At 32.9% G+C, this 23380-nt stretch carries 19 protein-coding genes and 2 pseudogenes; 14 read left to right on the top strand and 7 right to left on the bottom strand.

Annotated features, from left to right (window positions below; translation table 11 throughout):
- The first annotated feature begins 110 nt into the window (after positions 1-110).
- The 4 genes and pseudogenes from FHL06_RS06955 (at position 111) to FHL06_RS06940 (ending at position 3908) form a co-directional block, all read left to right on the top strand.
- Positions 111-1235 carry an acyl-CoA dehydrogenase family protein gene (locus FHL06_RS06955; RefSeq protein WP_153385504.1) on the top strand — a complete coding sequence of 375 codons (1125 nt, stop codon included), beginning with the start codon at positions 111-113 and terminating at the stop codon, positions 1233-1235.
- A gap of 9 nt (positions 1236-1244) precedes the next feature.
- Positions 1245-2042, top strand: coding sequence for an electron transfer flavoprotein subunit beta/FixA family protein (locus tag FHL06_RS06950; RefSeq protein WP_153385503.1), 798 nt, complete (start codon positions 1245-1247; stop codon positions 2040-2042).
- Positions 2035-3012: pseudogene (locus tag FHL06_RS06945) on the top strand (electron transfer flavoprotein subunit alpha/FixB family protein). Before FHL06_RS06950 ends, FHL06_RS06945 begins: the two are co-directional and overlap by 8 nt.
- Positions 3013-3083: 71 nt before the next feature.
- A complete protein-coding gene (locus FHL06_RS06940; RefSeq protein WP_153385502.1) occupies positions 3084-3908 on the top strand; it encodes a Cof-type HAD-IIB family hydrolase in 825 nt (274 codons plus the stop codon).
- A 93-nt stretch (positions 3909-4001) separates the two neighbouring features.
- Here FHL06_RS06940 and FHL06_RS06935 read toward each other — a convergent pair whose 3' ends face one another.
- Complete coding sequence (locus FHL06_RS06935) at positions 4002-4421, bottom strand: hypothetical protein (protein ID WP_153385501.1); 420 nt, start codon at positions 4419-4421, stop codon at positions 4002-4004.
- Positions 4421-5944: a Y-family DNA polymerase gene (locus FHL06_RS06930; RefSeq protein ID WP_153385500.1), complete on the bottom strand. Its 1524-nt coding sequence runs from the start codon at positions 5942-5944 to the stop codon at positions 4421-4423. Before FHL06_RS06930 ends, FHL06_RS06935 begins: the two co-directional genes overlap by 1 nt.
- A gap of 212 nt (positions 5945-6156) precedes the next feature.
- Here FHL06_RS06930 and FHL06_RS06925 point away from each other — a divergent pair.
- Positions 6157-7122 (top strand): annotated as a pseudogene (locus FHL06_RS06925) (2-hydroxyacid dehydrogenase family protein).
- Positions 7123-7140: 18 nt separating this feature from the next.
- On the opposite strand, the gene FHL06_RS06920 reads toward FHL06_RS06925, so the two are convergent.
- Positions 7141-8142 carry an NADP-dependent oxidoreductase gene (locus FHL06_RS06920; protein WP_202879064.1) on the bottom strand — a complete coding sequence of 334 codons (1002 nt, stop codon included), beginning with the start codon at positions 8140-8142 and terminating at the stop codon, positions 7141-7143.
- Between the two features lie 140 nt (positions 8143-8282).
- Between FHL06_RS06920 and FHL06_RS06915 the strand changes: the two genes are divergently transcribed.
- The 3 genes from FHL06_RS06915 (at position 8283) to FHL06_RS06905 (ending at position 10145) form a co-directional block, all read left to right on the top strand.
- Positions 8283-8828 (top strand): TetR/AcrR family transcriptional regulator, encoded by a 546-nt coding sequence (locus tag FHL06_RS06915; RefSeq protein WP_153385498.1) that lies wholly within the window; start codon positions 8283-8285, stop codon positions 8826-8828.
- 117 nt (positions 8829-8945) lie between these two features.
- The gene (locus FHL06_RS06910) at positions 8946-9767 is read left to right on the top strand and encodes a Cof-type HAD-IIB family hydrolase (protein WP_153385497.1); all 822 of its coding nucleotides are present in this window, start codon (positions 8946-8948) and stop codon (positions 9765-9767) included.
- A 3-nt stretch (positions 9768-9770) separates the two neighbouring features.
- Positions 9771-10145 carry an MmcQ/YjbR family DNA-binding protein gene (locus tag FHL06_RS06905; protein WP_162000157.1) on the top strand — a complete coding sequence of 125 codons (375 nt, stop codon included), beginning with the start codon at positions 9771-9773 and terminating at the stop codon, positions 10143-10145.
- Between the two features lie 63 nt (positions 10146-10208).
- Here FHL06_RS06905 and FHL06_RS06900 read toward each other — a convergent pair whose 3' ends face one another.
- Positions 10209-11426, bottom strand: coding sequence for an amidohydrolase (locus tag FHL06_RS06900; protein WP_153385496.1), 1218 nt, complete (start codon positions 11424-11426; stop codon positions 10209-10211).
- A gap of 22 nt (positions 11427-11448) precedes the next feature.
- Complete coding sequence (locus FHL06_RS06895; RefSeq protein WP_153385495.1) at positions 11449-12666, bottom strand: MFS transporter; 1218 nt, start codon at positions 12664-12666, stop codon at positions 11449-11451.
- 234 nt (positions 12667-12900) lie between these two features.
- Between FHL06_RS06895 and FHL06_RS06890 the strand changes: the two genes are divergently transcribed.
- Positions 12901-13185: a PAS domain-containing protein gene (locus FHL06_RS06890; protein ID WP_153385494.1), complete on the top strand. Its 285-nt coding sequence runs from the start codon at positions 12901-12903 to the stop codon at positions 13183-13185.
- A 78-nt stretch (positions 13186-13263) separates the two neighbouring features.
- Positions 13264-13608, top strand: coding sequence for a helix-turn-helix domain-containing protein (locus FHL06_RS06885; protein WP_192917955.1), 345 nt, complete (start codon positions 13264-13266; stop codon positions 13606-13608).
- 72 nt (positions 13609-13680) lie between these two features.
- Here FHL06_RS06885 and FHL06_RS06880 read toward each other — a convergent pair whose 3' ends face one another.
- Together FHL06_RS06880 and FHL06_RS06875 are read right to left on the bottom strand one after the other, a co-directional pair.
- Positions 13681-14514 carry an SLAP domain-containing protein gene (locus FHL06_RS06880; protein ID WP_153385492.1) on the bottom strand — a complete coding sequence of 278 codons (834 nt, stop codon included), beginning with the start codon at positions 14512-14514 and terminating at the stop codon, positions 13681-13683.
- Positions 14515-14771: 257 nt separating this feature from the next.
- The gene (locus FHL06_RS06875) at positions 14772-15323 is read right to left on the bottom strand and encodes a hypothetical protein (protein ID WP_153385491.1); all 552 of its coding nucleotides are present in this window, start codon (positions 15321-15323) and stop codon (positions 14772-14774) included.
- A 376-nt stretch (positions 15324-15699) separates the two neighbouring features.
- Between FHL06_RS06875 and FHL06_RS06870 the strand changes: the two genes are divergently transcribed.
- The 4 genes from FHL06_RS06870 (at position 15700) to FHL06_RS06855 (ending at position 22718) form a co-directional block, all read left to right on the top strand.
- On the top strand, positions 15700-16695 hold the full coding sequence (locus tag FHL06_RS06870) for a DUF6933 domain-containing protein (RefSeq protein WP_153385490.1): 996 nt from the start codon (positions 15700-15702) through the stop codon (positions 16693-16695).
- A gap of 363 nt (positions 16696-17058) precedes the next feature.
- Positions 17059-18900, top strand: a complete 1842-nt coding sequence (locus tag FHL06_RS06865) for a hypothetical protein (protein WP_153385489.1) — start codon at positions 17059-17061, stop codon at positions 18898-18900.
- Complete coding sequence (locus tag FHL06_RS06860) at positions 18872-20620, top strand: hypothetical protein (RefSeq protein WP_153385488.1); 1749 nt, start codon at positions 18872-18874, stop codon at positions 20618-20620. Before FHL06_RS06865 ends, FHL06_RS06860 begins: the two co-directional genes overlap by 29 nt.
- Entirely contained in the window at positions 20610-22718 is a 2109-nt protein-coding gene (locus FHL06_RS06855; RefSeq protein ID WP_153385487.1) for a hypothetical protein, read from the top strand. Before FHL06_RS06860 ends, FHL06_RS06855 begins: the two co-directional genes overlap by 11 nt.
- Positions 22719-23380: the final 662 nt, after the last annotated feature.

The following is a 23380-nucleotide window of genomic DNA, read 5'->3' as shown; positions in this document are numbered from 1 at the left end:
TAATTATATTTAAAACATTAAAAAAGTATCTTAAAATTAAAAGTAGCAAATATCCTTTGGATATTTTTTTATAATCGTATGTGAAAATTTTAACATATAGGAGAATTCTAATGGATCAAAAACAAACAAGTAAAGAGATACTACTGAGAATGGTGAAGTCGTTCACTGAAAATGAAGTTGCTCCCTATGATATGGAAATCGATCGGACTCGTTCATATGTGAATGACTTATTAGAAAAAATTAAAAAATATGATTTTTTGAGCACGATGTTGCCAAAAGAATATGGCGGTGCCGGTTTCGATGGTGAAACGACGGCGGCCATGATCAATGAGATTGCGCGTGGAAATGCCAGTTTGGCTGTTACCTTAGAAGGTCACTTTAAGTCAGTTGACCAAATCGTTAAATATGGTAATCAAGCTTTAAAAGATGAATATTTACCACAAGCTAAATCTAGAATCATTGCTTTTTCAATGACTGAACCAAGTGGTGGTTCTAATCCTCTAGGCATTACTTCCCACGCTGAAAAAAAAGGCGACAAGTGGATTATCAATGGTGACAAAATCATGATTACTAATGGTGGTTTGGCTGAGATTTATTGCGTTCTAGTCAAAACAGCTCCAGAAGAATTATCATTTTTCGTCATTGATAAAGATATGCCTGGCTTTGAATTCGGTAAACAAGAAAACTTCTTAGGCTTGACTGGTGTTCCAGTTGGCGAAATCGTTATGAATAATATTGAAGTCGATGAAAATCACTTGCTCGGTAAAGTTGGTATGGGTAAGGAAATCGGCGACAGTGCTCATAATGATGCACGTGTATTGATGGGCGCTGTCTTAACGGGAATTATGGAACATGAGCTCAATGTTGTTACTGATTATGCAACGCACCGAAAAGCCATTGATACGCCAATTATCCAAATGCAAGGAATTCAACGTAAAGTCGCTGATATTGCTGTTGCTAAAGAAACAACCAAATTGTTATATCAAAAAGCTGCTTGGTTAAAAGATAATCGTCAGGATTATGAAGAAGAAGCTGCTATGACTAAGGCTTATGGAAGTCGCAGCGCTGTTAGATCAGGTGACAATGCCTTACAAATTTTAGGTGGTTACGGCTATAGTTTGGATTATCCTGTGGAACATTTAATCAGGGATGCTCGTGCTATGGAAATCGCTGAAGGTACTGTTGAAAAAATGAGAACAGAGATTGCTTTAATAGAAGCAAAGAATCGTGCCTAGGAGGAAAATATGAAAATAGTTGTCTGCATTAAACAAGTTCCAGAAACTACTAATGTCAAAATTAATGAAAAAACTAAAAATATCGACCGTCGTGGATTAGGTGGAGTCATCAATTCTTATGATTTGCACGCCTTGAAAACTGCCTTAGATATCAAAGAAAAAGTCGGTGGAGAAGTCATCACCTTAACTATGGGACCAGACGATTTTGCCGTTTCCTTGCAAGAGACCTTAGCTTTAGGTGCTGATTCATCAGTTCTTTTGTCTGACCGAGCTTTTGCTGGAGCTGATACGTTAGCCACTGGTTATGTTTTAGGTAAAGCAATTGAAAAAATTGGCGACGTGGACTTAGTTTTAGTTGGTCAACAGTCAGTTGATGCCGATACTGGCCAAGTTGGTCCCATCATTGCTGAGTTGTTGCAAGTTTCTCAAGTTACTTACGCTGATAGCATTGAGCCAAAAGCTGATAAACTGCTTATCAAACGTAATCTGGAAACAGTTGCTCAAGAAATCACCGCTAAATTGCCTTTGTTAGTTACTGTAACGGATACGATCAATCAACCTGAATATACGAATGTCGTTGAAATTGCTAAGAGTTTCGACAAACCAATTACCACATGGCACGCTAGTGATTTGAGTTTGGAAGATTCACGAGTTGGTCAAGCTGGTTCACCAACAATCGTTCGTTCAATCTCTTCACCTGAAAAAGTTGCCAAGGTAGGTCATAAATTGGCCGACGACCCAGTTGATGCAGCTAAGGAATTAGTTGAAGTTTTGAAGAAACAAAATGTTTTGACGGAGGATGAATAAAATGACAGTGATTAAGGAAAATTGGATTTTTGCCGAAACTGAATTGCAAAAGATCAATCCGGTAACCTATCAATTGATTACAAAAATGAATCAAGTCAGTCATGACCCAGTTGTCGTAATTTTGATTGAAGGAAAATCCGCCAAATTGGAAAATGACTTGGCTGAATACGGCCCTGATAAGATTTTGGTTATCAAAGATGATGACTTAGCTAGTGGCGACGATTTGGAAGTTACGAATGCCTTAGATCAATTGATCAAACAAAAGGGAACTCCGAATACTTTTATTTTCCCAGCAACTGTTGTTGGACGTTCAATTGCTCCAAGATTGCAAGCACGATTGAGAACTGGTTTGACTGCTGATTGTCTTGACTTGAGTTTTGAAGGCGACCTCTTAGTTCAAACTAAACCATCTTATGGCGATAACATCATGTGCGATATCACGATTCCTAATCACCAACCACAGATGGCCACAGCGCGTCCCAATGTCTTTTCCGCCGAGAAGAAGAATAATGAAAGTTTACAAGTTGAGTACATTTCCAATCTCACATGGCAAAAAGATGCTCAACTAGAAATTAAGAGTCAGGTTTTGCCACCTAAGACAAGTGATAGTGTCGTCGACGCTGACCGAATCGTTGCTTTAGGTCGAGGCAATAATTCTGAAGCTGCAATTAAGACCGCTGAGAAATTAGCCGAACGTTTACATGCTAATGTTGGTGTCACACGACCATTAACTGACTTAGACTAATTCACGATTGATGACCAGATTGGTCAAAGTGGTCAAACAGTTGCTCCAGAATTGTTGATTAACTTAGGTATCTCAGGTGCAGTTCAATACACAGCCGGTATTTCCAATGCTAAAGTGGTTATTTCAGCTAATACTGATGCCAGTGCCCAAATATTCAATTACTCAGATTACTACTTTGTCGGGAATGCACAAGAATTTGCTAAAGCTTTAGAAGCAGTTTTATAAATTAAGTATTAGTTCATTAATAGCGACTTATGATATGATTAAATGGTTATTTTTTGAAGAGAGGTAATAAAATGGCCATTAAACTAGTCGCTTTTGATATGGACGGAACATTTTTAAATGATAAAAACACTTATAATCATCAACGTTTTGGAAAGATTTTAGAACAACTGCGTTCGAAAAATATTCGTGTAGTGGCCGCTAGTGGCTCTCAATATCAACGTTTGCAAAATCAATTTGATGAATTCAAATCAGAAATGGATTTTGTTTCACAAAACGGAGCTGTCGTATACAGTGAGAATGCACCATTGTTGATTCAAGCAATTCCAGAGGATGCCGTGGCAAAAACTTTAGACATTATTAATCATCAATTTGAACCAACTGATATCGCTGAACATTTGGTTGTCGGCGTCAAGTCAGCTTATGTGGACCAAACAATTTCCCAAGCTGCTTATGATTTAACTTATCGTTACTATAATCACTTGAAACGGGTAGTAGATTTACCAACAGTAACTGCTAAACGTCTTGAGGATAAGATTACTAGTATTGGGGTTACTTTTAATAATCATGTTGATTTTGATAGTATGATGAACAATCTACGAAAGGCTTTGCCGGTCGGTCTTGCCAGTCAAACTTCAGGTTATAATACCGAATTGATCAGTGATAACACAGTCAATAAAGCTGTGGGATTGAAAGAATTGCAGAAGAAATTCAATGTTGCTGACGATGAAATCATGACCTTTGGCGATAACGAAAATGACCTAGGGATGTTGCAATTGACTCCTTATGGTTACGCCATGGAAAATGCTGTTTCTAAAGTTAAAGATGCGGTTAATCATTTCACTGATTCTAATAATGATGAAGGTGTTTTGAACGTTTTAGAAAAGTTACTGAAATAAAAATTATAGTCTAAACAGGTAAAAACTTGTTTGGACTTTTTTTATGAAAAAGTTTTGTTAGTAAAAAAGGGTGCCCACTTTTTGGACATCCTTTTAAATTAATTTCATGGAACGAATATTGACGATAATAACTTTGGTTTTTTCAAACATAACGATACCTTTTGGATAATTAATTGATTTCAAATGGCCTTTTAGATGCTCATAATAACCAGAAACTTCATTAAAGTAATTAACATCGACTGTCTTGTCATTTTTCCTTAAGTACTCAAGCTGACGTTTGATTAAAACCTCTTCATCAGCAGTTGTATATTTTTTTCGGCGATAGCTTTGAGTCTTCTTTTCAATCAATCCTTTGAATCCTTCCAAAGCTCCAAAAGGCGCAAATTGGGCAGCTCGGTCTAATTCTGGCATTGGCAAATGGCGTTTAGATGGTTGATAAGGAAGATTCATAATATCGTTATAAGCTGAGGTATCGTTAAAAATCTTTTGTTCAATTAATTTCTTTTCATCCATTAGGCGTGATGACCTCCAATTTGATTGTTACGTTCCATTGTGGTTGAACCCTTTTCAAGATCAGATGCTTTGACGATGACGTTGCGATTACCGAATTTCCTTTGTAAATTTAAAATAGTTTCTTGAATTTTTCTATCTTGTTGACGCTTAGTTTGAGCAGTTTTATCTTGAATTATTTCCTCATTAGTATCTTCAAAAAGATTCGTTTGCTTGAAAGTAGTTTTTTGTTTGGCTTTTTTCTCGTCAATCAGATTGGTTGCTGTTAATGTGATTCGTCTTATCAGCATCTTAGAATCAGTGCATCTTTCATAGAGCATTTTGAAGGTGCTGCTCAATTCAGCAGACGATGAAGTTGGACTATCCAATTTTATATTAGTATGAGCTGGTTTAGGAACCTTTCTTCCATAGTAGTCAGTTACCAACTGGCCAGTAAAACTATTGTCTATTTGGAGACTAGTAATATCGTAATTAACGATAATACCTACTTGGTTAATGACAGATTTTTTTTGAACCAAATCTAAAGCTAAAGTATCACTCATGCCACGAACAATTTTTAAAGCGTCTGCATAAGAAGTTGGCTTCATCAAAACTTGACTTGAATAGAGACCGTGATCTTCTGAGCGATAGTTTTTAATATCAGCAAGAGTCGTCGTCTCATGTCCCCAAGCATGGTCAATAATCAATTCGGCGTTTTTACCAAATTCTTGATAGAGGATTTCCTCGTTCTTTTTATCTGATAAACTGCCTAACGAGCACCGAGCAATGTCACCCATGGTGTGTAATCCTAAATTCTCAAGTCTCTTTGAATAGCCACGACCAATGCGCCAAAAATCAGTTAATGGTTGATGAGCCCAAAGAAGTTTTCGATATTGCAATTCGTTCATCTGTGCGATTCTAACGCCATCGCTATCACCTGGAATATGCTTAGCAACGATATCCATTGCTACTTTAGCTAAGTAGAGATTAGTTCCGATACCTGCTGTGGCCGTGATACCAGTTTCCGATTGAATTTGCTGGATAATCGTTTTAGCTAGGGTGTGAGCAGTTATGTTATGTGTCGCTAAATAATCAGTCACATCCATTAAAACTTCATCAATAGAATAGACATGAATATTTTTTGCCTCAATGAAACGCAGGTAAATACCGTAAATTTCCGTACTTTTGTGCATATAAAAATTCATTCTTGGTTTGACAGTTTTATAGCCAATTTTTAGCGATGGTGAATTTAATAAGTGCTGACGATTGATTGAGGAATATTTTGTCAAATGATGACGAGAATTTTCTAATAATCTTTTATGATTGAGTTTAGAAACGATTTGTTCAACTTGAAAAAGTCGTGGACGACCAGGAACCCCAAACTTTTTTAGAGCAGGAGAGACTGCTAGACAAATTGTTTTGTCAGTTCGAGAATTATCGGCAACGACAAGATTAGCATTTAATGGATCAAGGTCGTGGGCAATGCATTCCACTGATGCGTAAAATGATTTCAAGTCAATAGCCATGTAGGTCCTTTCATTTGTCATCTGAATAATCCTCCAGTCAAAAAAGGGATGCACTGGGCATCCATTGATGATTTACAAACATATGTTCTAAAAGAATTATAACATTTTCACCATCTTTATTGAAATTAAGGTACTACTTTTTTTGAATTTAAAATCTTGTTAGAATGCACTTTAAGGACCATAATTATCATAGTATAAGTAAATAAATTATTTAAATAAGGCAGGTTTTAATTATGGCAAAGGTTTTTATTGCGGGAAAAATTCCCGATAAAGCAGTTTCCTTATTGAAGGCAACTGACTTAACGATTGATATGTATACTGATGATAAATTAATTGATAAGGATACATTAAAACAACATGTTTCTGACAGTGATTTTTTAATTACTCCACTTTCAACAACAGTTGATCAAGAAGTTTTGGATGCTGCTCCTAAACTTAAATTAGTTGCTAATTTTGGAGCGGGAACAAACAACGTTGATGTTAATTACGCTAAGAAGTTAAATATCCCAGTTACCAATACGCCTAAAGTCTCAACAGTATCGACTGCTGAATCAACCACAGGCTTAATCATTGGCTTGATGCATCGAATCGCTGAAGGCGACCATCTGATGAGAACTACTGGATTCAATGGTTGGGCTCCTTTATTCTTCTTAGGTCATGAATTGCAAGGCAAAACATTGGGTATTATTGGTTTGGGTCAAATCGGCCAAGCAGTTGCCAAGAGAATGCATGCTTTTGATATGCCAATTCTTTATACGCAACGCCATCGTTTGCCTATTAGTTTGGAAACGCAATTGGGAGCTAAATTCGTCAGTCGAGATGAACTTCTAAAGAAGTCTGATGTCGTTTCGATTCATATTCCCTTAAATGACAGTACCAAGCATCTTTTAGGAGCAAAAGAATTTTCAGAAATGAAGTCAAACGCTGTGCTAATCAATGCTGCTCGGGGTCCAATTATTGATGAAGCTGCATTAACGACTGCTTTAAAGCAAAAGACGATTGCTGGGGCAGCTTTAGATGTTTATGAACATGAGCCAGAGGTTTCTGATGAATTGAAGTAAATGAAAAATGTGATTTTGACGCCTCACTTGGGTAATGCGACGGTTGAAGCTCGTGATGCTATGGCAGAAATTGTAGCTCAAAATACCATTGCTGCTTACGAAGGTAATAAAATTAAATATATTGTTAACGGGCTATAAAATTGCTTCTAATATTTACTAAAAATGGATTAGAACTTTTCCCTTGGGATGTTCGTGAGTCATATAGTCAATAGCTTTGTTAATGTCATTAAGGTGAAACTCTTTAGGATCAATAGCTGGGATTATATTCTCTTTTTCAATTATTTGAGTTATTTTCTTTAACTGTTGGCCATTACTTCTAACAAAGATAAATCGGTATTTTACATTGGCTTTTTTGGCCTTGTTGTCTATTTTTGATCCTGCAATTGCAAATAATATTTGTTTCCACCATGGTAAGTTATGGTCAATTGCAAATTGCTTATTTGGACCAGCTTTTAGTGATAGCAGCCTGCCACCATTTTTTAAAATAGATAATTCTTTATCGATTTCTTTTGCTCCTAGAGTGTCAATAACATAATCGACATCATGCAGAATCTCCCAATAATTTTCTGTTTTGTAGTCTAAAAATTGAGTAACACCAATATTCATAACCTGTTCACGAGAGCGATTATTTCCACTGACAATAACGTTTAAGCCCATATCTTTAGCAATTGGAACTGCCATTTGTCCAAATGAACCAGATCCTCCAGGAATAAAAATGGTCTTTCCTGCACTGGCATGTAGTTCCTCATGCAGTCCTTGATAAGCTGTCAGACCAGTTAAAGGAGCTGCAGCACCTGTAGAGAAATTAAGGTTTTTCGGTAATAAGGCGATTGCGTCTTGATTTATTGCTACATATTCAGCAAAGGCTCCAATTTTATTTAATGGTAAACGAGAATAGATTTTGTCTCCAATTTTGAAATCACGGACTTTATCTCCAACCTTTTCAATTATCCCAGTAAGTTCGTTTCCCATAGTTGCAGGTAATTGGTAGTTTTGAATTAATTTGACACTTCCACTAGTAATTAAATTCTCAAGTGGATTCACAGCAGCAACTTTGACTTTAACTAGAACTTCATTAGTAGCAATTTTTGGAACAGGTAAGTCTTTAATTTTTAATTTGGCATTCTTTTCATACTTAGTTAATTGAGCAACTTTCATATTCTTCTCCATATTTGATAACCGTTTTTTATCTATAATTTTAAAATAGTATAATTTCTTTGGTAACAGAAGTCAATAATTGTTACTTAAAATCAATTGTGCTAAACTACAAATAAATTATTAGAAAGAAATTTAAAAATATGGAAAAAATAACAAATTTGAAGATAATTGAAACTGCAGAACTATTAATAGAAGAAACTGGCAAACCAGAAGTCTCTATCCCTCAAATTGCTAATAAAATGGGAATAACACATGGAGCCATTTATAAACATTTTGGCAGTAAACAAGAACTTTGGGAAACAGTTGCTCAAAAATGGTTCAATCAAAATATTGTTGAAAAGATAAGCATTGATGAATCCATTAATGACTCAAAAAAACAACTGTATGATTGGCTTTGGAAATTTATTAATGCAAAAAAACAAGCTTATTTGAGTGATAAAAGAATGTTTGATTTAAATACCAAATATGTTGATAACAATCCATATGTTCTCAGAGAAGTATTAACAGGTTGCTATCATACTATTAATAGAATAATGAAGTATGATGATAATGATATTAAAAGAGCAGAAACAATTTTATCTGCTTTTTCAGTTTTTACTTTACCGAATTTTAAGGATTCTTGGAAAGATAGCGAATATGAAAGCAGATTTAATGCAATGTGGAATTTAATTAAATTAGGTCTTTAATGAAATTCACATTGTTTAGGGAGAAAATCATTCTTATGAATCCTAAAGTGGTTGCGCTTACTTGCGAAATTAGCTAAAGTTAATTAGGTAATCTAAAAATGAGAGGTATCTTAATTTATGTATAAAATGATTGTTTGTGATTTGGATGAAACTTTGATGAATGACGATGGCAGTTTATCGGCTAAAAATGCTGCTGCCATTCAAGCTGCAACTAAAAAGGGCGTTCACTTTGTGCCAAATTCGGGTCGAAGCTATACGTCATTTCAAAATGATTTGGAAACAATGCACTTAAAAAATCAGCCCAATCAATATTCTATTTCTTACAACGGTGGTCTGATTTTGGAAAATAAAGATAACCGTCCGATTGCAATCAATGCGATGCCTTTTGAAATTGCCAAAAAGGTTTTTGCTGCTGGAGCAAAGAATAAGAAGGCAGCAACTCACGTATATACGCAAGATGTCTTGTATATCTATAATCCGGTTCCAGAAGACTCCGATTATTTAACTAACCGTGGCGTCAGTTTTACAGAAATGAAGACTGACAATTTTGATCAATTCAAAGACATGAATGTTATGAAAGTTATCATGGCATTGCCTTCAATTGAGGAACGTAAACAAATGCGAGCAACAGTTGAATCAGAAGTTGATCCTAAAGATTTAGCGGTTACTTATTCATCTGGTCGTTATGTTGAATTCAATCCAGCTGGAATCGATAAGGGAAGTGCATCTGTTCAATTAGGACAATTATTAGGTATTAAACCAGAAGAAATTATTGCTGCAGGAGATAACAGCAACGATTTGCCAATGCTTAAGGCAGTTGGCTTACCAGTCAGTGTTGCTAATGGGATTGATAGTATTAAAGAAGCTGCTAAATATGTCACTAAAGCAGATAATAACCACGATGCATTGGCCGAAGTCATTAATAAATTTATTCTCTAATGTATTTTTAATGGGGGTCATGAAGATACGAAACGTGAAGAGATTTTTACATATGCTGAAAAAAAGTACCACGTAAAGCCAGAATATTTATGGAGAAAGTATCCAACTTATGCGGTTTTGAAACATTCTGATAATCACAAGTGGTTTGACTTAGTGATGGAAGTAAAAGCTGAGAATTTAGGCTTGGATGGAAAAGAATTGCTGGATGTGATGGATATCAAACTTGATCCAGAAAATATTGAACTCCTCCAAGACGAATCAGAATTTCTTCCAGCCTATCATATGAATAAGGGTCACTGGCTTTCGATAGAAATTAGTAAGGTTGATTCCAAACAAATCTGTAATCTGTTAGACAATAGTTATGAATTAACAAAATAAAATAAGCGTTCAAATTTCAATTATAAACTGAAATTTGAACGCTTATTTATTTTAGAATTTTGATTATTTATTTGCTAAGAAATCAAGTGCAGCTGCACCAACTGTTTTAGCAGCTAGTGGAAGTGCCTTTTCATTGATGACAAATGTTGGACTGTGGTGAGCGGAATAAACACCATTATCAGGCATCTCACCAACAAACATATAAACTCCAGGGACTTCATTGCTGAAGTAAGCAAAGTCTTCAGAAGCTGTGTTACGGGATGTTGTATCAACCGTTTGCAATTCTTTAATATCGCTGTGATTTAAACTGTATTGGACTTCTTTGGTTAGGTCTTCATTATTGTCAAGAACAGGGTAGTCAGCGTTATAGAAGAGATCGACTTTGACGCCAAACATGATTTCAAGTCCTTTGACAATATTCTTGAAGTTCTTTTCAATGATAGGACGTTCGGCAACATTCATGAAACGAACATCCCCTTCAAGAAAGACAGAATCCTTGATGACGTTGAATGAACCGCGTCCATCAAAGTTACCAACAGTTAAAGTACACATATCGAATGGATCAGTTCTACGAGAGATGATTGTTTGAGCAATCGTTACGAAATAAGAAGCAGCTACGTTAGCATCATTAGCTAAGTTAGGAGCGGAACCGTGACCACCTTTACCATGAATCGTCAATTTGAAACTTGAACGACCAGTCATAACCGGTCCAATCGTACATTGAACTGTTCCATAAGGTGTAGTTGCCCAACCGTGAACGCCGAGAATGGCATCGACACCCTTTAAAACACCAGCTTTAATCATACCAGGTGCGCCACCAGGAGGAGTCTCCTCAGCAGGTTGGTGAATGATTTTGACTTTGCCGTCGAATTCATCCTTTAGTTCATAGAGACATTCAGCCAAAATCAGCATATAAGCTGTGTGACCATCATGTCCACAAGCATGCATAACGCCTTTGTTCTTTGAAGCGTATGGCAAACCAGTTTCTTCTTGAACAGGAAGACCATCGAAATCAGCTCTTAAAGCAATTGTTTTACCAGGTTTTCCAGAATCGATCGTGACAACGACTCCGTAGCCATCGCCATAATTTGCTTCAACCTTAACATCCATATCTTTATAAAAATCAGCGATGTATTTGCCAGTTTCTTTTTCTTCAAAGGATAATTCTGGATGTTCATGAAGATAACGTCTGATTTGAATCATTTTGTCAGTTTTATCTTCAATTTTTTTATAAAGCTTTTCTTTCAAACTTTGATCAGCTAATGCATATTTTTCACTCATTTTGTAAGCACCTCTAATATCTTTATTTAGTTTTAACGGTAAATGTACCAAAACCACCGATAAGAATACTGATTGCCAAGAATATGAAGCCGTTGGTAAAATCTCCACCTGCGGACTGCACAATAGAACCAATTATGATTGGTGCTAAAAAGCCCCCAAAAGTACCACCAGTGTTGATAATACCAACAGAAGATCCGATAATTTCCTGTTTAAAAATTTTTTGTGGCCAAGTAAAAGTTGCGGTGAAAGCAGAAATAGTAGTCATCCCAATTAAGGCTACTAAAACTAGAGAGAAAACAACGCTGTTGATATTTACTAAAGTGTAAATACAGATAGCACTGATAATGGAACAAATCAGAATGAATTCCTTTTGTTTACCCTCGAACCATTTGGAAAGGATTATCCCAGTCATAAAGCTACCGATAACTTGAGAAATAGCGTTAACTGCCAAAATACCTCCGGCAGCACCCAATGATAATTGATAGGTTTTAGTTAAATAGCTAGGTAACCATGACATGGCGCCGTAATAAGTAATATTTAATAAGATCATGATTACGAATAAAAGCAACACATTGCGATTAGTAATAACCTGTGTAAATGGGACCTTTTCTGGTTCAACTTTTGTTTCTTCTACCGGTTTTTTAACTTCATTTGGCAAAAGGAACAAAACCAACAAGAAGGCGATGAGAAACATTGTTCCTAAAAGGATATAACCATAACGCCAGTTGATAGCAATGACGTTTGCTCCAAGAACGAAAGCTAATAAACCGCCAATACCTGAAGTTGTCATAATACCAGATTGAACCATGACACGTTTTTCTTTATCAAAATTTTCTGCAACGGCTTTAGAACAAGATGCAGGATAGCCACCGTGACCAATACCGGCACCAAAACGAATCGCAAAAAATAGCATCAAAGAACTAACGAATCCAAAAGCATATGAGAAGAAACAAATGATGCCAAGCGATAGTAAGAGAACTTTTTTGGCACCAATTTTATCAGCTAGCCAGCCACCGGGAATTTGCATCAAAGTATATGCTAAGAAAAACATACTCATGATCATCCCAGTTTGTGAAGTTGTAAAATTGAACTCTTTTGCAATCGGAATAATTGCCGTTGAAACCATATTTTTATCCATGTAAACCATGGAATAGCCAGCCATTAAAGCAATAATGGTTTTCATGCCGGCGTTTGACTTCTGATTATTGAGTTCCAGACTTTCTTTTGCCAGTTTAATCATCCCTTTTCTGAATTATTATGTTTTTTTGACCAACACTTTCAAGACACCTCCTGATATAAAAATATTAATGTTATCGATTACAATGAAATTGTATCATCAGCCCATATTCTGTGCAAATAAATTATTACCGTGATAATATTTAATTATTATTATGGATTCGTTGCGGTCAAATGCCAATGAAAAACATTAATAGGCAAATTATAAACTAATATTGATGGGGAAGGAAGATAAAAAATGGGAGAAGCACAGTTTAAGAATGCTGACGATTATATTAAGAGTTTTGTCCCTATGGTGGACTTCCTTGCTGAGGTTTTGGGAAGAAATAGTGAAGTGGTTTTAAATGATGTTAGAAATTTGGATCATTCAATTGTGGCAATTCGCAATAACTATATTTCGCATAGACAAATTGGCGACCCAGCTTCAGATTTAGTTTTACGAATGTCAAAACAAGGCAAAAAGGAATCAAAAAACTTTTTAACGAACTATTCGGGTAAGTCGTCTAAAAATATAAATTTATGATCATCAACTTTCTTTTTAAAATTTGCTGGTGAAGTAGTGGCTATGTTATGTATCAATACATCGGAAGAGAGTTTGAATGTGTTGAAGAATTCGGTCGAACGCGTCTTGAAAGATTATCGGATTCCAAATGATTCACTTTCGGAACTTGAAAATGACAATATTAAGAAAACTACTGAGCATGACTTTGAAACTTTAACTAAATCAGCAAAGGAATATGTCCATACAGTAGTGAATGATTATGCTCAAAAACTCGGTATCACAAAAGAATTCATGAAGCCAGAAAATAAGATTGATTGTGTTAGACAATTGCATGAACAGGGATATTTTCAACTAAAAGATAGTGTCGAAGAGGCCGCAAAAGCATTGGAAGTCTCTGAACCGAGTATCTATCGTTATATACAAATTATAAAAAAAGAGAAATAAAAATTATATGAAAAAAAGAAGCAAACTTAACTGAATAAGTTTACTTCTCTTTTTTAAAAAATATCTTAATTATTATTTATTAATACTTGTCGCAAAGTTTGGAACGTAATATGAATTATTTCCTAAATTGAGACCACTATTTAAAGTGACATCAGTAATCCAAACCCATTGATTTGTAGCAACTTCGCCCCAATATGAACCGTACTTGTTAACGACTAGTTTAGAAATCTTCCAAGAAGTATTAGCAGGTAGCGTCATGTCGTATGCATTTGCTTCTGAATTATAAGTTCTCATTTGCAAATTAGTTCTACCAATTAGACCATTTCCAGGTGTAGGAATCGATGAATTTGTATCAATATTAGGTTGAGCAATATATAAATTAGATGCTAAAACGTATTCGTTAGTAGCAACTTGGTAATATTTGGCACCGTTATAAGTCAAAATGTTATTGCCAATGATCCATTGACTGCCCTTTGAGAGAATTTGACCAGTAGTTTTACCTGAACCATTTACGATAGCTGTATTAGCAGTTAACGTACCGACTTGACCGTTGACGTCGTTACTATCAGTAATTGATGTGCCGGTAGTAGAAGTTTCACTGTCGTCATTATTTGTACTTGATCCACTGACATTTGAAACTACGGCAACTGGAATATATTCATTATTACCAATTTGATAATTTGAAACGCCATTCAAAGTGACTTTTTCGCCTAATTGCCAGCTAGTGCCACTTGCTAATGTTACGCCATTAGCTTTTCCATTGGCATCATAAACCGGTGTGTTTACCGAGACTGTTCCTACAGAACTTGCAGCGACTGTTTGTTGTGGTAAAGCTGACAAAACGCCAGGAGCCATCATAATTGTCATTGCTGAAGCGATTAAAACTTTTCTTATGTTTTTCTTCATTTATTTTACCCTCTTGAAAGAAAATTATCTTTCTAGTCAATTATATAGTTAATGATTTTAATGGTTAACAAAATTTACATTAATTATTGAAAATAATCATAATTTAGCTAAATTTTGATATTTTAATTAAGCAATGAAGGATAAAAAACTAAGTTAGAAAAATCTTCATTTATTAGCACTAATAAGATTTCAATATATCTTGAATAAAAATAATATATAAAAAAGCCACAAATAGATTGTGACTTTTTTAACTGAAATTAAAATGAATTTCGAGCAACTCTTTGAACCGCAAAATTTGAAAGGCTATAGAGTGCTTCATATAAGTTATCACCCAGATTAGATTGAGTGATTTCTTTTTTTGAAAGTTTACGATTATTTGGAATTTTTGCCAATAAGGGAATGAATCTATCTAAATCATTATCTGACAAAAATTTCTTTGATTTCATACGAGATGATAAAGCGACTGTAAAGGAATACTTAGGGTGATTTTGTCTTAGTTGATACAATTGTCGAGCAACTTTTTTGTAGTCTAACAATGGATCATGGCTTAAACACTGTCTTAATAAATTATCATAAACATCGCCATAGTGAAGCAGCCAAACTAGAAAGTCGTGTGCTGTAACATAATGTAAGTTCATATTAATATCTTTATAGTTATTAATAACGTCTAAGACATTATTCCAATCAATCCAAGTCATGAAAAAATTGAAATAATCCTCAATGTCTTTATTCATTCCGTTTCCGATATGTTCTAATCCGGAAAAATCTTCAATCTCTCTTGTGACGAGATCTAACTCTTTAATATCCATTATTTGAACTCCGTTCGAAAACATTAATTACGGAAAATTATTTTGCTTTAATTAAGCCTGTGTGATTGTCCTCACATAACTACTTTATTTTACTTACCTTGATTCGATAAGTCCAGCTAAAATTCTTAACGTCTATTGTTATTGGCAATTTAGAAAATATCATTAATTAGTTAAATTAATATTATCTTTTCGAATTAAAAAGTTTGTAAAGCATTCAAAAAGATTTATGTTGATGAAAAAGATAAGTGTATTGGATATCCTAAAATCGTCAAAGTGGATTCTAAATAAATTTGCCATTTACTAGGTAATAGATATTAGTTATCCAGGTAAATGTGATATTGTAAATATCGAACAATATCAATTCTAGGAGTCAGTAATGTTTATCAATGTAGTTCAAAAAGCACAATCACTTTTCAAAGATTATCAGTTTCGGCAAAATTCTGATCAAATTAAAAATTTAGTGTTAGGGAATCCAATCTTTTCGTGGCATGTGAAATATTTAAATCATAAGAGAAAAAAAGTAGTTGTTTTTACTAATGATGCAACAACTTTGTCGATTGTTTTATATGATGTCAATGCTAAAAATCGTTCACAAATCCAAAAAAGATTTCAAGAAAAATTAAATAAAGTTTGGCAATCATTGGGATTATCACAATCCAATTTGGAACAATATCTAAAAATAGCTAAAGACTGGGAAGTAGGGCCTACAGTGAGTCGGAGTCAACGTGGTCGTTTAAATGAAGTCAGTTTAGTCGTTGAAACTTATTTAGAAGATAACGAAATCGATGAAGATTTTTTATCTTCAAAAGCAACTGGTTTAATACGGAATGTCATGAGTGGGAAGACCATTTTTTCTGAAAATACTGCTGATATTTTGCGAGCTGAAAATTTGAAATGGAAAAAAATTGCAATTACAGAACCAGATGTTAATTTATCTGAAATTAACCAAATTCATGATGAATTGATTCAAATTGAACATCTAGCAGAAAGTGATTCTTTTTTTGATGATTTGGATCAATCGGATAATGCAGTTGAAAAAATAAGAAGATTAAATAATCAATTGATTGATAGTTTTATCCAGAGTGTCAAGGGTGATTATGCAGAGAAAACGGTCAAATCATATGAAAATTCTCTCAAACTCTATTTAAATGAATATTTAGCTTTCAGATTTATAACGGTGTTTAATTATGAATCTGATAATGTTTCGGATTTGTATCTGCATGGTTCAAGTATGCAAGAAGTTAAACGGGTTCAAAAAAGCATGGTTAAATTTTATCAGTTTTTGGCGAATACTGGAGTAATAGATTTAAAGTTTGCAAAAACGATGAAGCAAGGCATGAAAGATAACATTGAATTATTAAATCTCTGGTAAAAATTAAAATATAACGAAATTGGTAGGTATGGTAATCACGCAATTACGATTAGCCATATCTATTTTTGTGGTTAATAAAGATTTGGTGTAATAAAATAAGGGAACTCGTTATAGTTTGTATTCTTTGAAATGACCCACAATTTACGATTGTTAATTATTTTATTTGTTAATAAATTCGATTTATTCATTATAAATAATTTGATTAAAATTGTCTTTTAAATAGATAAATTAATTAATCACGGATAAAAAGATAAATTAAAAAAGAATTCATTTAATACTGATAGAAAAGTCCTTATATGGTTAAATAAAATTTAGTTCAGAGCGTAGTTCAAAATGCTTTTTATAAAGGAGACTTTTCTAGTAATGAAAGTATCAGATCATGAGAATATTTATAAACAGATAAATAAAGACGGTAATTCAGGAAAATTAGTGGTATTAGAGGCTCCTACAGGGTGTGGAAAAAGTTACAGCGTTGTTTCTTTCTTATGCCAGCAAGCACTCAATAATAGTGGATTCAAGACTTTTTTTGTGACTGATCAAAAGAAAAACCTTATGGAGAAGAGTTTTGTGAATGAATGGAATCGTAAGAGAAAAAGCCAGAAATATTCTTACAAGAAGATTGCTGTTTTACGTTCATTAACAGACACTGTCAGTTTATTAGTGGATGATTATACTAATAAAGAAATTCCAATGATAATTATGAAATCAAATTTGGAAAAGGCTTTGATAAAACTTCAAGAGTCATTTAATTTATATAATACGATTCATAACTCTGACCCAGATACGATTTCAGGATGGTCTGAATTAAAAAAGATGGAATATGAATTTAGAAAAAGTTTAGCTGAGGTTCTTTCGGATTTAGCTGGAATTAATTTTAGTAATTTCAATGATGTTGAAGTACAAAAAGGTATAAAAGCATTTTTAAAGACATGTCCGGAAGAACTTCAAAGGTGGATAAATAAAATTTATCCAACAATTCATCCTGAGGATTTTCAAATTTTTCTATCCACAACTGATAAATTTATTCGAAGTTATACGCCTTTTTTTAAATTCGAAGGAGAATTATTTCAATACTCTGCTTTAATTGAAAATTCATTAGTTGTTTTTGATGAATTTGATAGTACTAAAACAAGATTTTGGAATAAGTCTATTAATGATGCTTTGACTATTAAATTTGATTTGATTGACCTATTTGATTCAATTTTAAAAGGATTGCAAAGAGTTGAAAATGATTTACCAATAAAATTGAACAAGATTCTTTCTGAAGGTAAAGGGTATCAACATTTTCTCGAAATTGCGAATAAATTAAATAGTGAATTCAAATTATCTTTTTTATATAAATTTAATGAAATGGAATCAAGTTCCTATGTGATTCACACACCAGGAAATACCTTAGTGAGTTTGAATAAAAAAAGATATGCTCATTTTGATGAAAATTTAAAGCAAATTATCGTTAATCAAAATGAACCGGATGAATTAAACTTTAGTCTTATGCTGAGACGCGTTTCCGGTTTTATCAAATATTTTAATGATTTTATCGTTCAATGTGCAAGACGATACATGAATTTTAGAAATTCCCATGGCTCTGATTTAGATATGGCAATTACTCAAATGGACGCCTACAGAACTATTTATCATGCATTACGATTGGACGACAGACAAATTGAAGGATTAGTCAATATCTTACCTGAAATCAAACAAAATGATAAGACTAACAAGATTAGCCAATATGATCCGCATGATTATCATGAATTTCAAAAGGAGGGAATGTCACTTTATTATTTTGAAAATTCAGCTGCGCATGATTTAGAAACAGAAATTAATGCTTCATTTTTGAATGCGACAGCTGAAAATTTTCTCTTAAATTTAACAAAAAAATGTCTAGTTTATGGATTGTCCGCAACTGCATTTGCACCAACAGTTTTAGATAATTATGATTTGGATTATTTGAAAGAAAAATTAGGTGATAATTTTATTAACGGGAGAAAATTTTTAACTAAATCAACAATTTCTGAATTTGATTATGTCAAAAGATATCATGAACACAAAATAAAAAATGATTCTTGGATAGTGGGTTTGAAATTGACTCTAAAGGACTCAGTTGAAATGGCTCTGTCTCATTCAAGAACTAAGAAAATTTCTAGGATAGACATAGATTGGAAAAAAAATTCAATCTTTGGATTCAGAATTACAAAAAACTCTTAACGGAATCAAATGTTCAAATATTAAAAATAGAGAAAAAGAAATACAATATTTCCGAACTAGATATTTATCTTTATTTGAAAGTTTTGTTTACTTTATTTTAGATAAAAATTTGACTTCGTTTTTGGGCTTGCAATCAAAGTTGGCAGATGAGTCGGATGAGATGTCAAAAGTTTTAATCGAAAAAGTTTTTAATGGATTGTGCAATGAGTTGGCTGATAAACATGAAAGCTTACCTCAACTTTGTTTTATTTCAACACAAAATGGGCAAGTTCAAGAAATGTTAAATCAAGCTTTAGAATTACTAGAAAAAAAAGATATTAGGGTTTATTTATTGAGTGCTTATGCATCGATAGGTGTTGGCCAAAATTTGCAACATAAAATGAGCGAGAAAGAAAAGGCATTAGCATTCAATATAGCTATGCCAGAAGTTCAAAGAAATGACGAAAGAATGAATCAAATTGATTTAGGAGGAATGTATTTAGGCGATGTCACGAACATCATGACCAATTTAACTGATTTTAAATTGAGCTCAGATATTTTAAAATTTGTAACTGGATTAGAGTATCTGCAAGATGCTAACGAAATAGGACCTTTTGAAGTAAAAAGACAGATGAAAGCTATTCAAAATAGATCCCCCTATTGTTCTCATCCTAAACATACTAAAAGTATTCCAGTAAGTTATACTAGAGCGATTATTCAAGCATTAGGTAGGATGAATCGGACTTTTAATAAAGTTCGTCGACCGTTGATACTAGCTCACAGTAATGTCATTAAGAATATTAAATACATTCATAAAGATAAAATGTTGTTTAGTCCCGAATTTAATTCTCTAATGAAAAAGGTTGATTCAGAAAATAATATTTTGCAACAAGATTATGATACCAATGTTGTAAAAAATAATTTAACCGCTTATAGCTATCGTGATGTAAATCAGTTAGTCCACAGATTGAGTAGCGATGAAAAATTTGCCGAGGAATATCAAAAAATTCGCAAACTGGTTTTAAAATATCCAACGATTTCTAATGATGATTTAAAACTATTACAAAGTACTTCCAAAAGATGTTTACAATATCTTCCTAACTCAGATAGATCAATATCATATTGCGTTGATTGTGGTTCAATTAACCGAGGAGAAATTGATTTTAGTTCGACAATTGATTTTAAGGAAAAAACATCGTTATGTGTTTCTGAACAGGAATCAGGTTTAGATATTTTAATGAACTATAAAGGTTTGAAACAGTTCTTTGATAGTAATGGCTATGCAACAGAGTGGGTTCCAAATGAGAATATTTTAAATCCAATTCAGTATATAAATTTGTATCGAGGAATTTTGGGAGAAATTGCAGGAAAATATATTTTTGAAGATGTTTTTGGTAATCAATTGCGTAATTTTGAAAAGTTAGGGAATAATGAATTGTTTGATTACAAAATTGAAAATAATAATGTTGCGATTGATTTTAAAAATTGGAATCCAAGTCACTTGGAAGATCGAAAAAATGCACTTTTAAAAGTCCAAAAAAAATTAAATATTTTAGAAAACAATGAAAATAAAAAATGGCGAGCCATAATTATTAATATTATAGGTGAAAATTATTCTCCAGTGACTATTACTAATGATGGCAAAATCATGGAGGTTTCAGCATTAGTTGATTTCAATTGTCAGAATTCCTTAACATCTGAAGATAAAAAATTGATTGGAGAGTTCTTAATTGGAAATTAAAAAGATGGTTAGGACTAATGAGACAGTTTACGATTTAGATTTTCTTAAATTAAATCATGATTTTGATTTAATCTATGCTCAGTTGGAAAGTAAAAGTTCATATAAACAATTTCAAAAAGATATTAGTAAATTAAAGTTACAAGCTTTAACAGCTATTAATTCACTTAGGTATGTAATTTTGTTTAAAAAAAATGAATTTGTTGAACCAAAAATAAATAATGAAATAACTTATACTAAAGTAGATTTTGGTATCTTTAATAAGAAAACTCCAATTTATGAAAATAATATCGTTCAATTAATGATTAATCAATTAGCAATTGATGAAGTGATGTTACCTGAAAAAAGCATCACTCCTTATTTGTTTGTTGGCAAGGGACAACAACCCAAAATATTAGCAGATGATTTAAAACAAATGATTACCTTAAAGGTATCTCTTAACTGGGAAAAAAATTTCGAAATTGGTGTGACGACGTTTACTGAAATCAGTAAAATTAAGAAAGTTCAGGAAGTTCAGGAACCATATGTCTGGGATAATAATCGTGAACAAATGCAACGCACCTATGATTATGGGAAAAAAGAGAGAAAAATAGTCTTATATGAAAGACACAATGGTCATAAAAAAAATTTAATAAATTATCTTTCTTTAGAAGATTTAGAAAACTTTAGTAAAAGTAAAATCGGGATTTTAAACCAATTATTAGATGAAATGAATACTTACTTTAATAAATATTTTCTTGATGGATTCAAATTGAAAGAAAGAAAAGAAGAGCAATTTGTTGACGGTAAATTGGCAGTTGATGTTGATAATATTTGGGATCATCTTCAAAATAAGACGATAAATTTATTTTTTGATCCTGACGATTTGATTTCAAAACAATTAACTGATTTGTTAATGGCAGGTTTTCAAGATAGTGAGTTATTAAAGTGGGAGAATATTACGATTACTTGTGCCAATCAAGCAGTTGATGGACTTAATATCCAAGTAATTCGTGATGCTCGTAAAGATATGAGTGTTGATGAACGATATCAATTGGGACAAGATAAAAAAATCATTCAACATATTACACCTGATGGTTTGGGAAACTTGAACCATAAAACTAATAAAGTTAATTGGAAACTAAAAAAGCATAAAGTTGATGGAGAAGTTCAAAATAAAGATATTGTTAAGAGTCCAGAAATTATAAATACTTTTCTTAATTTGATTGTCAAAAATGACATACGCCAGAAACAGATGACGCTGGTTTCTGGAGATTTATTGAAATTAGTTAGCTGTTATGAATTCTTTAGTTTCGAATGGATTAAAAAAGGTTCGATAAAAGTTATCAAATTAAGTATATCTTCTGAAGGAACAATGTTATTTGATTCAGACATTGTTAGTTTAGAAAATTACAATAGGAAAAGTGAGTTGGCACATGTTGTTTATGATGTTGCCGACACAATTAAAAGTAAAGAAAAAAAATATCACTGGGATCGTGTTGATTGTGTTATTAAGTCAGGCTCAGACTATTTGTTAATCACACAAACATCAATACAGGTTGTTCCACTGCAAGATGAAATAAAAGAACGTGAAATACACTTTGATAGTGAAAAGATTGTGTTAAAAAATGAAGTGATTAAAGATTTGAAAACTTTTTTAAGTATAAATCACCAAACCACACATGATGAGTATAATGATGAAGATGTGAATCTATTGATTGCTGCAGTTAAAAAAATTTCGACTTCTGTGGTTTCAATAGGTGAAATTAAAGATCAATTAAAATTAGATAGTCAAATAAGTTTCAAAAAGAAGAAATTTCGAAGTATTTGTCGAGATTTAGAAAAAAATTTCAACTATACTTTTAACAATTCAGTTCGTCAAAAGGATCCAACATCTTTGTTCCCAGGTTTTGATGGTATCGGTATTACAAGGTACAATAATGCATTTCTTTACTATGTAGGAACTAAACGGAGTTCTGGTATAAAGCAAGAAATCAGTAAGGCAATTAAATTTAGGAAGATTACAGCACTGACAGGGGATGACAAGGTCATTTTAGATTCTTTTGGTGATATTGCAAAAATGATGAGTGTTGATTTTGTCCGCCAAAACAGCTTACTGTAATCCCATTTCCAATGAAATATTTGCGAGAATATGATGATTATCAAGATAGATTATTAAATCAAAATAAATCTTTATAACACTGAAAAAAAGCCACGACTTTGTCGTGACTTTTTAAATTAAAATGAATTTTTAGCAGTTCTTAGAATCGAAAAATTTGAGAGACTATAGAGTATTTCGTACAAACAATCACCAAACTTTGAATGGGTTATTTCTTTGTTGTCACATTAGGATTATTAGAAATTTTTGCCAATAAAAGAATCATTTTATCTAAATCATTATCTGACAAAAATTTACAAGTATCTAACTTTGATACCAAAGCAACCGTAAATGAATACTTAGGATGTGTCTGACGAATGTCATAAAGTTGGCGAGCAATTTTTCTATAATCTAAAGCGGGTCTTGACTTAAAGATTGTTTCAATAAGTTATCATAACATCCCCATAATGGAGAAACAAGACCAAAAAATCATGCGAAGTAACATTATGTAAATTCATGTTAATATTTTTGTAGCTATTGATAACATCTAAAACGTTATTCCATTCGATCCATGCTCTGAAGAAATTAAAAATAGATTTTGATTTCTTTATTTTTTTCCATTTCCGATATGTTCTAGCCTTGAAAAACTTTCGATTTCTTTTGTGACAAGATTTAATTCTTTAATA

Origin of the sequence: Companilactobacillus halodurans, from assembly GCF_009600985.1 — a bacterium.
Taxonomy (GTDB): domain Bacteria; phylum Bacillota; class Bacilli; order Lactobacillales; family Lactobacillaceae; genus Companilactobacillus; species Companilactobacillus halodurans.
Note: the sequence above shows the minus strand (reverse complement) of the source record. Positions and strands in the feature narration are given on the sequence as shown.

What these genes read in the sequence shown, in the direction of transcription:
- FHL06_RS06915 (WP_153385498.1), top strand. Translation starts at nt 8,283, where the DNA reads ATGGAAAAAATAACAAATTTGAAGATAATTGAAACTGCAGAACTATTA.
- FHL06_RS06930 (WP_153385500.1), bottom strand. Translation starts at nt 5,944, where the DNA reads ATGACAAATGAAAGGACCTACATGGCTATTGACTTGAAATCATTTTAC.
- FHL06_RS06935 (WP_153385501.1), bottom strand. Translation starts at nt 4,421, where the DNA reads ATGGATGAAAAGAAATTAATTGAACAAAAGATTTTTAACGATACCTCA.
- FHL06_RS06875 (WP_153385491.1), bottom strand. Translation starts at nt 15,323, where the DNA reads ATGGATATTAAAGAGTTAGATCTCGTCACAAGAGAGATTGAAGATTTT.
- FHL06_RS06950 (WP_153385503.1), top strand. Translation starts at nt 1,245, where the DNA reads ATGAAAATAGTTGTCTGCATTAAACAAGTTCCAGAAACTACTAATGTC.
- FHL06_RS06880 (WP_153385492.1), bottom strand. Translation starts at nt 14,514, where the DNA reads ATGAAGAAAAACATAAGAAAAGTTTTAATCGCTTCAGCAATGACAATT.
- FHL06_RS06890 (WP_153385494.1), top strand. Translation starts at nt 12,901, where the DNA reads ATGGGAGAAGCACAGTTTAAGAATGCTGACGATTATATTAAGAGTTTT.
- FHL06_RS06940 (WP_153385502.1), top strand. Translation starts at nt 3,084, where the DNA reads ATGGCCATTAAACTAGTCGCTTTTGATATGGACGGAACATTTTTAAAT.
- FHL06_RS06910 (WP_153385497.1), top strand. Translation starts at nt 8,946, where the DNA reads ATGTATAAAATGATTGTTTGTGATTTGGATGAAACTTTGATGAATGAC.
- FHL06_RS06895 (WP_153385495.1), bottom strand. Translation starts at nt 12,666, where the DNA reads ATGATTAAACTGGCAAAAGAAAGTCTGGAACTCAATAATCAGAAGTCA.
- FHL06_RS06955 (WP_153385504.1), top strand. Translation starts at nt 111, where the DNA reads ATGGATCAAAAACAAACAAGTAAAGAGATACTACTGAGAATGGTGAAG.
- FHL06_RS06865 (WP_153385489.1), top strand. Translation starts at nt 17,059, where the DNA reads ATGAAAGTATCAGATCATGAGAATATTTATAAACAGATAAATAAAGAC.
- FHL06_RS06900 (WP_153385496.1), bottom strand. Translation starts at nt 11,426, where the DNA reads ATGAGTGAAAAATATGCATTAGCTGATCAAAGTTTGAAAGAAAAGCTT.
- FHL06_RS06870 (WP_153385490.1), top strand. Translation starts at nt 15,700, where the DNA reads ATGTTTATCAATGTAGTTCAAAAAGCACAATCACTTTTCAAAGATTAT.
- FHL06_RS06920 (WP_202879064.1), bottom strand. Translation starts at nt 8,142, where the DNA reads ATGAAAGTTGCTCAATTAACTAAGTATGAAAAGAATGCCAAATTAAAA.